This window comes from Paenibacillus amylolyticus (assembly GCF_050990605.1).
GTDB lineage: Bacteria > Bacillota > Bacilli > Paenibacillales > Paenibacillaceae > Paenibacillus > Paenibacillus amylolyticus_H.
The window spans coordinates 2,206,456-2,220,068 of sequence record NZ_CP158832.1 but is presented as its reverse complement, the minus strand read 5'-3'; the positions used below and the strand labels follow the sequence as shown (position 1 = coordinate 2,220,068).

Genomic DNA, 13,613 nt, shown 5'->3' with positions numbered 1-13,613 from the left:
TGTTCTTTATTTTAATCTATTCTTTATTCTGTACGATTCCTTTGCTTACAGTGCACGAATGACAAATTCAAATGTCAGTTCGCCGTCCGAAGGGATCAGGTATTCCGGATGAACTGGAGCGCCCCAGCTGTCATCACCGCCAACACCCATTTGTTTACCCGCTACAGTCACGACCGTATAGTGCACAGGAGGCAATTCGTACGCATGTTGTGCGTTCTCCAGCTCGAATGCTGTATATGGTGATACATTCAGCTCAACCGGAGTTCCGGATGCCTCAATTTTGAAGCCACGTCCCGCGTTGTCTGTCAATTTGGCCCAACGTACGCCAGTACGGTTGCCTGATTCTTGCGGTACCAGATATGGAGCCATGGTATCCGCAACCTTGCTGCCATGGATACCCAGACGTGCGCCAAATGCGCGGTCTGCATAATTTTCTTCTGGTCCCATCGCGAGCCATTCCACGTTTTCGAAGTCAGGTGATGTTCTGAAGGACAATGCATGAATGGGCAGGTTTGGCAATCCGGCCGTACCTTTGTACGTATTATGCACACGTACGCTTCCATCTCCATGAACGGTATATACCACTCTCACTTGTACATCCTCGGAAATGTTGAGTTTGTACGTGAACTCGATCCGGTATTGATCCGGTTTCTGTTCCGCTTTCCACTCTACAGAACGTGGCATCAAGCTCGCTGCATACCAGGCACCCAGTTCGAAGCCCATCGCCATCCCTTTGTCATTATCCGTCATTGCACGCCAGAAGAGCGGTGCAGGAGGTATGGCAATTGTCTCACGACCGGACAATTTTAGCGAAACCAGTGTCCCGAATTGTTTGGAGAACAGCGCATGTGTCTTGCCAGCACGAACACCGATATTAACATCACCTTCAACTACCTGTATATCACTTACAAGGTTCAGGTCCGTCTGAGCCGTTTCATTCACTTGATCCTGTGTGAAAATAAACTGTCCAAATGCCACTTCTTCGCCTTTGTCAGCCCACAGGGTAGCTTCTTTTAACACAAATGCAGTGTTCACTGCGTACTCGCCGCCCGCCAGAGATTCTGCACCTAGCGGAAGTTTTACTACCGTCTCGCTTTGCGCATCCACGTTCACTTCCAATGTTCCACGCAGCACTTCATGCCCCTCACGATCCAGGCTGTAAACCAGTTCCAGCGCAGATGTATCTGCAAACAGGTTACCGTTCACGATCTTAACGCCTTCACGATCCGGGAACAGCTTGATGTTCTGGTACAGGAATTTGACCTCCTGCATTTTTGCAGTGACTTTACGATCAGCATGAACGATACCGTTGCCACAGAACGAATAGTCTGATGGACGATCACCGAAATCTCCGCCATAGGCAAGGAATTCGTTGCCGTAACGATCTTTTTTATAAATGGATTGGTCGATGTAATCCCAGATGAATCCACCTTGATACATCGGGTATTTGTCTTCCAACTCCGTATATTTGTGCATCCCACCAATAGAGTTACCCATGGCGTGCATGTACTCACAGCTAATATAAGGTTTGGTCGGGTTGGCATTCAGGAATTCCTCAATGTCCGCCGGTTTGGCATACATGCGGGTCTCCATATCACTTGTCTCATTGAAACGGCGATCATGGAATACACCTTCGTAATGCACCAGACGTGTTGGATCAGCTGCTTTGAAGTATTGGGATACTTTGTAGATGACTTCACCACCGTGTGATTCGTTACCACAAGACCAGATCAGAATGGATGGATGGTTTTTGTCACGCTCCACCATGGATACAGCGCGGTCCATAACGATATCATGCCATTCCGGTTTGTCCCCTGGGATAACCCAAGAAGGCTCAACAGCGCCAAGCTTCTGCCAAGATCCGTGTGTCTCCAGATTCATCTCGTCAATAACATAGAGTCCGTATTCATCACACAACTCATACCACAGACTTTGGTTTGGATAGTGTGACGTACGTACGGCATTCATATTGTTTTGTTTGATGGTACGAACATCCCACAGCATGTCTTCCTTCGTAACCGCACGTCCACGACGCGGGTTGAACTCATGACGATTCACACCTTTGAATACAATACGTTTACCGTTGATGTGCATCACTTTATCAATCATTTCAAATGTACGGAAACCTACAGCCTGAGGAACTACCTCAACCAGTGTACCCGCAGCATCATATACACGAATATAGAGACGGTACAAGTATGGAATCTCTGCGCTCCACAGATTCACTGTACCAATATCTTCACGAAGACTTACTTGTCCATCGTTAACCTTGGATTCAAACGTTTTAACGGTATTGCCTTCACGATCACGAAGTTCAGCCTCTACACGTGCTCCAGCAACCGCTTTTCCTTCCAGTTTCAAATCGAGTTGCAATGTACCGTTCGTATAGGACTTGTCCAGATCTGTGCGGACATGAACATCACGAACGTGTGCAGCAGGGACTGTATACAGATACACATCTCTGAAAATACCGGAGAAACGCCAGAAATCCTGATCTTCCAGCCAGCTGCCTGTGCTGCGTTGATACACCTCAACTGCGAGTTTGTTCTCCCCATCCTGAAGGAATGGTGTCAGGTCAAAGTCTGACGGCGTAAAGCTGTCTTCCCCGTATCCTACGAATTGTCCGTTAAGCCATACATAGAATGCAGACTCTACACCCTGGAAAGAAATATATACCGGATTCGACTCCCAACCTGTCGGCAGGTGGAATGTGCGAATGTAACTTCCAACGGGATTTTTGTCCTGTGGCAATGCCGGTGGACGAATGTCATTCAAGCCATCCCAAGGATATTGTGTATTTACATATTGAATCTGTCCGTATCCCTGAAGTTGGATATGCCCCGGAACTTCAATATCATCCCAGCCTTCACTGGAAAAATCGGATGTATAGAAAAACTCAGAACGGCTGTCTGGACGAATTGCATAGTTGAATTTCCACGTACCATTCAGATCATAACGCATGGACATCGCGCCGGAACCAATAGCCTCGTCCATTGTTTGGTAATAACGGTGATCGGAATAGGCATGAAGACGGTTCACCTCAAATACACTTACGTCTCCCAACCAGTTGATATCTGCCTTTGTTGCTTTCATCGGCTCTCTCTCCCTTTAAAACGTTATAGTTTGACTTATTCAAGGTTTACTCTGGATTTCCTTTTTGCTTTACATAAACAAAAAAGACAAGGTACGCCATAACAGCGCCCTCTCTTCTTTTCTGCACCCGTCATTTGCACGGATTATGCTGTTTTCATTACTTCACGGAACCTACCATACCTGCAACAAAATGTTTCTGCATGATGAAGAAAACGATTGCTGTAGGCAGTGTTGCAATTACGATTGCTGTCATGATCACTCCATAATCCGGAGCATAACCAGCACCAAGATTTGAGATCAATAGCGGAATCGTTTGTTGGTCAGGTGTTTGCAATACAATGAGTGGCCACAGATAGTTGTTCCAGCTACTCATGAATGTAATGATTGCTGCCGCTGCATATGTTGTTTTCATTGTTGGCATATAGATCTTCAGGAAGATGCCGAGTTCACTCAAACCATCAATACGTCCAGCTTCCAGTAAGTCTTTCGGGAACATTTTGGTGTTCTGACGGAAGAAAAAGATCAGGAACGCTGTCGCAATAGTCGGAAGGATAACTGCTCCCATTGTGTTGATACCGATTCCTGGTGCAACACCCGATATTGTTGCAAACATCCGATATAGTGGTACCATGATTGCTGCAAACGGGATCATCATGGATAACAACAGGATATTAAACACAATATCACGGGACTTCGTGCGAAATACCTCGAAACCATAACCTGCCATGGAACCAATCAACAGGGCCAGAAGAGTCGAGAGCACCGAGATAATAGCCGAGTTCCCGAGAGCCTGCACGAGATTTGTGGAATCAAGCAGTTTGTTGAAGTTATCAATAAAAGCTGAACCTGGTAACAATCTGCCTTTGGTTACATCGACAGATGCATTCGTTGAACTGACCAGCATCCAGAAGAAAGGGAAAATGGATACAAAGGCGACGATGGATAGGAACACATAAGTGAAAATCCGTTTTGCTTTAGCTTTAGCCATTTTTATTATCACCTGCCACTTTAAACTGGATGATGGACAATACAATAATTAAGATTACGATGGAATACGACACGGTTGCTGCATACCCGAAGTCCGGTGAATATTTGAACGAAAGGTTGTAGATGTACTGTGAGATCGACATGGTCGCATTACCTGGACCACCTTTGGTTATATTCATGATCTCATCGAAGATTTGCAATGTACCAATCGTTGATGTGATCGACGTGAAGAGGATAATCGGTTTGAGCAAAGGTACTGTGATTTTGAAGAATTGTGTAAAAGCATTCGCTCCGTCAATTCTTGCTGCTTCATAGATCGATTGATCAATGTTTTGCAGGGATGACAGATAGAAAATCATGTTATATCCGGTCCAACGCCAAGTAACGGCGATTATGATCGTAATTTTAGCCCAGAACGGGTCTGTGATCCATTGGATTGGGTCGCCAATTATGTGCAGACCCATCAGGAATTGATTCACCATTCCATCTGGTGCGAACAAATATTTGAATACAACAGAGTATGCTACCAATGAAGTTACACAAGGCAAGAAAATCGCTGTACGGAAAAAGCTCCGGAACCGCAGTGTGCTGTCATTCAGCAATACGGAAATAAACAAACCAAGAATAATCATTACAGGCACTTGAATGATCAAGTAGATAAATGTGTTCGATAATGCTGTACGGAACGTAGTATCAACTAACAATCTTTTGTAATTCGCAAGGCCCGAAAATTCAAGATTGGCACCTTTACCAGACTTGAATGATAAGAGCAGCGCTTGAATCATCGGATAGAAGTAAAATGCTACAATTCCGATAACAGCCAGCAAAACAAAAGCCCATCCAGTCAAATTATTTTTCTTTTGGAGACTGTCTCCTGTATTTATGGCTTTCACAGTATGGCTCCTCTCTCTCCACGGAACATGGATAGAACCCACGGAGCCTCTCGCCTTGTCCTGTTCGACTTGCGTCAGACAAGGGAGACGGCTCCGAGTTACCTAGGGTTCTATAAGTTACCTTGGGTGTCCTAGTTTAATTGTGCTTCAGCTTGTTTTTGTGCTTCGGCCAAAACTTCGTCAATTGATTTACCATTCAGGTACGCTTGCATTTCAACAACCAGAATGTCTTCAATTGCATATGTGTTGCTACCATAGTTTACGTTTGGAATTTCTTTGGTCCAATTTGCGAAATCACTGAAGATTTTTTGACCGCTGAAGAATTCATCTGCCTTGTTGTACGCATCACCATCTGTAGCCGGTTTGTACGTACCGATCGCACCAATATTTGTCAACAAGTCTTGGTACAATTGTTTGTCAGAACCAAATGTTTTTGCCATAAAGTCAGCTGCTTGATCTGCACCAGGAACATTGTTCATAACATACCAGGAGCTACCACCCAAGTTGGATGCATGTACAGAGTTAGATTGACCAGCCATTTTCGGCATTGGAGCTACAGCCCATTTACCGGATTGGGAAGCTTCTTGACGTACAGATGGCGAGAACCAGTTACCTGTAGGAATTGTTGCTACGCTACCGTTATTGGCGTTGGCAACGAATTGACTCCAGTCAGAGTGCAATTTAACAATGTTGGCATCCATCATTTTTTTGTACGTTTCGAAAGCTTCTTTCAATGCAGGGTTAGTGCTAATGTCAGGTGTCTTGCCATCTTCTGCAGTGTACCATTTGCCTGCTGTTTGGATCATCATGCGAATGATTCCAAGATCATTCGGGTCAAGAGACAGCAGCTCTTTACCTGTTTTTGCTTTTACGTCTTTACCGATTTGGATGTAATCATCCCAAGTGATGTCTTGCAAGTCAGCAGACTTGTAGCCCGCTTCTTCCAGCAAATCCGTTCTGTAGTACACACCTGCTACGCCGGAGTCAAATGGAACTCCATATTGTTTGCCCTCATAGGATGTTGGTCCAATTTTGTAATCTGCAAAATCGGAAGCTTTAATCGTAGAAGACAAATCTTTGAACGCATCCGGATACGCGCTCAGGAAGCTTTGTGCACGATAGTCTTCAATCAAAACGATATTTGGAAGACCGCTGCTTGTTCCAGAGTTCAACCCTGTGTTCAGCTTCTGGATAATCGCATCTTGAGCATTCTCAATGATGTTGATCTTCAAATCAGGATTTTCTTTTTGATAAATCTCTTTTGCTTGTTCAAGAGCAGCGACGTTAAATGCTTTGTCCCAAGCCCAAATTGTAATTTCGTTTGTTTTTTCTTCTCCACCACTGGCAGAATTACTTCCTCCACCGGATGAACATGCGGACAACAGCAGTACTGTAACGAGCATCAATACCCACATTTTTTTCAAAACATTCAACTCCCCTTCGACCTCTTTGTGTGTAATTTGTTTACGTTTTCTGAAAGCGGTTGCTTTCGATGTATTCATCTTATCATTCCCATATCTCCATTCGTTAGTAATAATTTTGTGCGGATTTGTCATCTTATTGCCACAATGAAAACCTTTACAGAAACCGTTTGCATTAAAATTGTTTTTTTGTAATTTCTTTTGATTTTGTATTATCTTGATCTTGAAATCGTACAAATATGTGTGTTTACTTCAACTCTGACATATAAAAATCCCCCGTTTCTGTAGAAATACAGCGACGAGGGATCTCGATTTTGATAGTATTCAATTGAAATTGGCTGCGATTCAATTCGTGATTAGAGGCAGTGTAACGGTAACTCTTGTTCCTTCTCCGACGGTACTCATGATGGTGACACCATAGGGTGAACCATATAATAACTCAATACGGTCATGTACATTGCGAATACCGATACCACTGAATAGTTGACGATTATTCTTCGGATTGGGTAAGGTTTCTCCCATGACAAGCCCTTCAATTCCATCACCATTGTCCATAATCTCACAGATGAGTGATTCTCCTGCTCTGGAAACCATGACATGAATCGTACCCGTCTCTTTCCTGATAAATCCATGGAAAAAAGCATTTTCAATAAACGGCTGGATCACCAACTTGGGTACATGATAGTGTGTACAATCCGGAGCGACGTAGAAAGCAGCTTTAATCCGGCCACCGTATCTAACGTGATTAATGAAGACATAATTTTTCAAATTCTCGACTTCTTGCTCCACTGTAACCGTCTGACTCACATCACTGATCGTATTTTGCAGCAATCCAATTAATGCATTTATGGTCTCCGCTGCCCGGTCCTTGTTGCCTTGTTGCACCAGAACTTTGACAGATGCAAGAGTATTGTACAAGAAATGAGGGTTAATCTGACTCTGTAATGCCGCCAGCTCTGCGTTACGTTGTTCATGCTGCGTCTGTACTAATTGATCCACATAATCATGCAGTTCATCAAGCATATAGTTGTACGCATGGCCCAGTTGCCGACTCTCGTAACTGCCACTAACCGGTATATAGTTATCCAGATCACTTTTCGTAATATTAGACATCTGCTTCACCAGTCTGCGCAGTGATTTGGTGATTTGGCTGGTAATCAGAAACACCAGAACAAGCGCACCGATAACGATCGCTGTACAGATCAGCGCAACCGTCTTCATGTCAATGAGCTGTCCCATCGCCATATCTTTATCCACGACATTAATCAGGTAAAACCGATAAAAGGGCAAATACTCGGATAAAATAATGCTCTCCTGCCCCATGACACGGGCATTAACACTTTTCGTAACGTCCACACTCAAATCCTTAGCATATGTTAGCAACTCCGGCTGAATTGTACCGATCCAGTCCAGACGGTTCGAAGATATGATTTCGCCCTTTTCGTTCATAATGACCACATCATTACCTCGACTCGTGAAACTGGAATAGAACTGCTGGAATTCCACTTCTCTCATGGTGACATAGAGTGTTCCGTATATGTGATTTCTTGTTCGGTCCGTCAATGCCTTTGTTGCAGAAATCATCTGCAGTTCGCCTTCGCTGGTATCACTGCGGTAATAGTCAAAGATTAGCCGACTCGGCGATTGGATGGCTTCTTTGGTAATAGGCTCCTGCTTCAACTCGTCCCCTGTCTTCTTAATGTAAGCCGGATTAGTCGAGAAACTTCGTCCGTTCACACCCACAATGGTAATGCCTACTTCATAAGACTCAATAATGGTTTGAACACGATTCATTGTTTCACGCATATTATAGAAAGATTTAGCCGTTGAGACTGAGTCTGCATCCCCCTCCGACAGAAACCCCCGAATGGCACCACTTTGAGCTACATTATTGGTAACCGCAGCAATTGATTCATTAAAGGCTTCAAAATTGGTCTTAATCTGATTAAGCACCTTGGAGTTTGTAATACTGAACGTCTCGGTAAACAGATTGGTGGACATGTGAATGGTTGTCCATAAGATGAGTACAGAGACGAGAACAATACTGATGACCATAACCAGAAACAACTTGGGAAATAATCCGAGACGAGATAACCTGTTCATCCATTTCTTCATGATTTTATCCTTCTGACTTTATGCCCAGAATTTGCGCCGGTATCGGCTTGGTGATAGTCCGGTGAATTTTTTGAACACTTTGCAAAAGTAACTATGATCGGAATAACCAACCATACTGCTAATCTCAGAGATGGTTACATCATCGGATCGGAGCAGTTCCTCCGCCTTTTCAATCCGAATTTTATTCAAATATTCATTAAATCCTTCTTTTTTGTGAGATGAGAAATAACTGGATAAATACGATGGATTAAAATGAAAATGCTTGGCTACTTCAGCAAGCCCAAGCGGCTGATCAAAGTGCTCATGTATATAATCCAACAGCATCTTCATGTTGGGATCACTGCGTTTTCCACCCGCACCAATGGTGCACTCCTGAACTTCCGTCATGAAATGATCAAGCACAGTCATGACTTCGTCCAGACTCGAAGCCCCGTCCACATTTTTAAAATACGTATATTTGCTCTCTTCCAGCACCTCAGACTGCACATCCATATCAGCGAGGGTGATGGTCACGTTGAAGATCAGATTACCAAGGAATGACTTGATCTCAAACACATCGGCAATATAATCTCTTCCAAGAGTTGTAGCGTGATCATGTAAATACTCCCTTGCCGCTTCAACCCGGTTACGCTTCACATGCTGCAAAAACATATTCACATTAAACTGGTAACCTGCGGGATGTATTGGAGGCAGTTCACCATACACCAGGATTGAGCGATCCTTATAATAGAAGCGATATTCCATCAGCTTAATCAGGCGTTCACGGTAGACAACACCCATCTGTTCAAATGAAGTAAAGCTGTCACTAAGCACCCAACCAGGACTACCTTCTCCTGCTGCATTTTCACTGGCCAACTGCCTAATCCGTTCAAGCATCCACCCATCTCTCGCAGGATCAACATTAAGAAGCATCACAGGTAATGTCCCCTCTGCGGGAACCATTGCACATTCCACTTCAGGCAGATCACTGCGAAGCTTGGATTCCATCTGTTCCTTATCCAGCTTCAGTGGATTCCCTCCAGCATCCATGGGTTTATACACAAGCAAACGAAAGGATTCGTACGGAAAAGTATCTCGTATAATCGGCATTTCACTATTTTCGTCCAGTGTAAATCCGGATAACATCTTCTCCATCAGTTGTCCAAGTCTCCAGCCATCGTGCGACGGCTCAAACTGTAGCTCCGGAATTTTACCTGCTGTGCGTTGAAGGACCTGCAATAATTCATTCGTATCCAGCTTTGGTTTCAGTATATAATCGGCTGCCCCGTGCTGAAGCGTAGAACGTACATACTCGAACTCACTGAAGCTGCTAAGTACAATAACTTCAATCTGCGGATTACTGGCTTTTAGTGTACGGACAAACGTTTCGCCATCCATGACAGGCATGACAATATCGGTAATCACAATATCCGGTTTTAACAGGTTCACCTGCTGTAATCCTTCTTCACCGTTGGAAGCTTCACCCACAATGATAAATCCTTCCGCTTCCCAGTTCATATGGTGCTTTATGCCCTGCCTTACCAGAAACTCATCGTCAACAATCAGCACCTTGCACAACCGGTTCATGATCGCGACCCCCTTGTCTAATCTTTCCTCTATATCTGTATAGGCTATACCCACTATTATATATCGGTTATAAACACTTTCCAGTGTTAGCGGTTACATTAAATTTAAATTGATTGTACCTCTTTTTATATCCTAAAACGATCGTTTAATCAATGGTAACTATCTATAGTTTACACTATATTTCGACAAAATAAGAGCCCTGAATCGCCTTTCGAACATTTGGCGAATCAGGACCCCTATTTTCAATCCTTTATAACGTTAAATCACTCACTTATGGTTCAATTCCCCACTGGAGACTTCCCACGATATAACCAGTGACTTTGGACCAGTCCGTATAGGAAGTCTGACTACCTGCAAAGGAATAATCATCCGTTTGCGTATAGTTGGTCCAATTGTCCTTGGATATGCGCGTATGGATTTCAGTGCTTTCTCCCGCATTCAGCGCTCCAGCCGAAGCTGTGAATCCAATCTCAAGCACGTGATCAGCACCTGTCCGTACTGGATTGAGTGCACTGAACGTGCCTGTTACATTCGCACTGCCAGCAGTCGCCCAGTCAGCAAAGAAGTTCTGAGGCTGTTCACCGTTTATCGTGTAATAGTATCTGATTTTCACATCAGACAGATTCAATGCTGCAGTGCCTGTATTCGTCAGTTTGAATTTGGGGCTAATCGAGCTGCCCGTTGCCGATGTATTGCTATTATACATCTCAATGCGTATGGTTCCCGCTGGTGCAGCTGTCGTGTCTTTAATGAGCAGATTCAAGGTCGCATGAGCACCTGCGCTGAATTGGAAGGTTAGTGCAGCTGCGCCATTTTGCAGTGAAGCCAGGTAGTTTTTACTTAATACGACCTCATTGCCTGTCAACGTGTAATCTGTACCTGAAACCAGCGTTGCATTCCCGTTGCGAATGGATACAAGTGTATTGCCATTCAGTGTTAACGTGACCGGAATATCAACCTGATTGCCTGCTTTGCGATCAAATTCGGCTGTAACCGGTGTAATCGCAGAGTTGGTTACTGGTGTCCCCCCGCCGTCTCCTCCGCCATTGTTACCTCCAACACGGTCAGCATACAAAATTCCCCGGCCATTTGTTCCGAGATATACTCTTCCATACAAACGCGGATCACCCGTAATTGTAGTTACACGAGCATACTGATGCTGATCATCGTTGATACGAACCCAATGGGCACCACCGTCATCGGAGCGGAACAATCCACGTGTTCCATCGATCTGTGCAACCGTGTATAATGCAACAACGCTCTGCCCAGGGGCCGCTTTACCAAATCCGATACTGTCTGCTTCCTCTACATTGGCAAGCTTCGTGAATGTCGTTCCTGAATCCGTGGAATGCCATAATCCGTAAGGGCCTTCTTCCTCGCTACCACCTGCAAACCAGAGTTCGCCTTCAACACCTGGAACGGCATCCAGATCAGAATTTCCTTCCATCGGAAGTCCAGTCGCAGGTGATGCCGTGAAGGTAGCACCACCGTTCACACTCACATAGATTTTACCCGCTGCAAATCCATAGAATTTGTTTGGATTGACACGATCCGAAATCACTTTCGCCTGTGCAGGTATCCCCGTGCTTGCCGTCCATGAATTGCCGCCAGTCGAATAATATACGCCTTTATCTGACGTGCTCCATACGAGTCGGTTACCATCCGCAGAGATGGCTACAGTCCCCCCTCCAGTTGTACCGGCAGGCTCTGCATTGGCCTTATACCACGTAGTACCTCCGTCACTGGACAAACCAATGGATTTTGCATTTGGATCAGCAGCATAATCTGCTTTACCTACACGAACCATCGTATTTGGACTTAGCTCTGCAAAATCCAGACTTTCTGTGGAAGAATAGTTCGGACTCGTAAATATGGTAGCTGGCGCCTGATCCAGATTGTTATGACGGAATCCTGAGACATCCCCCACTCCGCTTATCAAATGTGCACCACTTGGCGGGCTGATCAGATCCAGCACGGCGATCTCCTCAACCCCTTTCGCCATCACTGAAATATTGATTTTTTCGTCATCATCCCAGTCTGTCAGGTTCTTCGTTCCATAGATCGTAGCACCCGTTCCATACATCATACGATCCGAATCAAATGGATCAATCTCCAAATCACCGATCATCCAGCCCAGTTTTGGAGTTGTTTCGGGCGGGGCAGGATTCGTGCCAAATGTGAGCCATGGTGCTGCGGAAATATCCTGTGTATAACGTAACTTCCGGTTCGGATATCCTTCAAATTCCCATATGCGTGTCCACGTCGCTCCGCCATCTGTACTACGGAACAAGTTGGCATCCGGCCACCAGGAATTTAATGTCGCAACCATCAATGTACCTGGATTCTGTGCATCAACAGCCAATCCGCCATATCCAAAATAATTATCCGTGCTGCTGCTTGGAACAGGGCTGATGTTGGTCCAGACACCTGTCGACGTGTTCAGTTTCCACACGTCACCTTTTTCCCCATCATAGGGTCCAACACCATCGCTGTACGTAATATAGAGGCTGCCGTCTGAATCAAGCACACCATGATGCGGGATATAACCTGTAGGTTGACCAGCAACAGCTGACCAGGTCCGGCCACCATTTGTGCTGCGATATACACTTTGTTCTTTATCCGCAACACCCACATAGATTGTCTGGGTTGCTTGTCCTGCCGAACCTGTTGTTTTGTCAAACGTAATCCATGCCAGACCTACGATGTCACTGGTATATTCATTCGAAGGATCTTGCACATAATTTCCCGGATTCGGGAAACTTGTGACTTCGTTCCAGGTCATACCGTAATCCGTACTTTTCCATAACCCATGACCACTTCGTGCACCGAAGTACAGGATACTGTTATCATTCGGGTCCACGGTCAGGCGTTCTCCCATCGAACGTCCTGGCATATTGCCGCCCACTTTGAACGGAAGTGTTGTGGTCTGCCATGTATCTCCCCGGTCCGCAGAGCGCAAGATGGAACCATTATTTTGGTCCCACGAGTTCGTATACGTCCCAACGGCCATATACACCCGATCAGGATCAACGGGGTCCGTAGCCAGTGCGTCCACACCATTTTTGTTCCAGTCATCCCAGCCGACAAAATCCGTTAGAGGTATCCAGCTCTCGTTGGCCGCATTCCAGCGATAGGCTCCCCCGATATCCGTACGGGCATAGATCAGATCCTTTTCCGACTCATTGAAAATAATGCCCGGTACAAACCCGCCTCCTGCACCAGTCACCACATTTTTCCACTCATAGGCTTCACTCGGCGCCGCTGCTGTCGTTCCAGCAAGTCCTCCCAGCGAAGCAGTTACTACGGCAACCGTGAGGCTCATCATTCGTAATTTCCCCATAAACGTTCTCATATCAACTTATCCTCCTCTTCTACTTCGTTACTGCATTTTGGTCTATCCCCGCTGTCTCATCGTGCTGATGATGGCGTGCCAGACGAATCAATGCATCCCTTGATACAAGAAGCCTCACCTCCCTCCAGTCTTGTTGTTAAGCGCTTACATAGTTATTCTTAATTCACGGTTATATGGATAATACTT

The 13,613-nt window shown here is 45.2% G+C and carries 7 protein-coding genes; all 7 read right to left on the bottom strand.

Features of this window, described 5'->3' with window-relative positions:
• Positions 1-45 precede the first annotated feature (45 nt).
• The gene (locus ABTV53_RS10155) at positions 46-3,093 is read right to left on the bottom strand and encodes a glycoside hydrolase family 2 TIM barrel-domain containing protein (protein ID WP_433752713.1); all 3,048 of its coding nucleotides are present in this window, start codon (positions 3,091-3,093) and stop codon (positions 46-48) included.
• A 157-nt stretch (positions 3,094-3,250) separates the two neighbouring features.
• The gene (locus ABTV53_RS10150) at positions 3,251-4,081 is read right to left on the bottom strand and encodes a carbohydrate ABC transporter permease (protein WP_339303018.1); all 831 of its coding nucleotides are present in this window, start codon (positions 4,079-4,081) and stop codon (positions 3,251-3,253) included.
• On the bottom strand, positions 4,074-4,973 hold the full coding sequence (locus ABTV53_RS10145) for a carbohydrate ABC transporter permease (protein WP_278295763.1): 900 nt from the start codon (positions 4,971-4,973) through the stop codon (positions 4,074-4,076). Before ABTV53_RS10145 ends, ABTV53_RS10150 begins: the two co-directional genes overlap by 8 nt.
• Before the next feature lie 131 nt (positions 4,974-5,104).
• Positions 5,105-6,388, bottom strand: coding sequence for an extracellular solute-binding protein (locus ABTV53_RS10140; RefSeq protein WP_433754144.1), 1,284 nt, complete (start codon positions 6,386-6,388; stop codon positions 5,105-5,107).
• Positions 6,389-6,739: 351 nt separating this feature from the next.
• Positions 6,740-8,509, bottom strand: a complete 1,770-nt coding sequence (locus tag ABTV53_RS10135; RefSeq protein WP_433752711.1) for a sensor histidine kinase — start codon at positions 8,507-8,509, stop codon at positions 6,740-6,742.
• Positions 8,510-8,527: 18 nt separating this feature from the next.
• Positions 8,528-10,075, bottom strand: coding sequence for a response regulator transcription factor (locus ABTV53_RS10130; RefSeq protein ID WP_433752709.1), 1,548 nt, complete (start codon positions 10,073-10,075; stop codon positions 8,528-8,530).
• A gap of 271 nt (positions 10,076-10,346) precedes the next feature.
• Positions 10,347-13,427: a X2-like carbohydrate binding domain-containing protein gene (locus ABTV53_RS10125; protein WP_433752707.1), complete on the bottom strand. Its 3,081-nt coding sequence runs from the start codon at positions 13,425-13,427 to the stop codon at positions 10,347-10,349.
• Positions 13,428-13,613 lie beyond the last annotated feature (186 nt).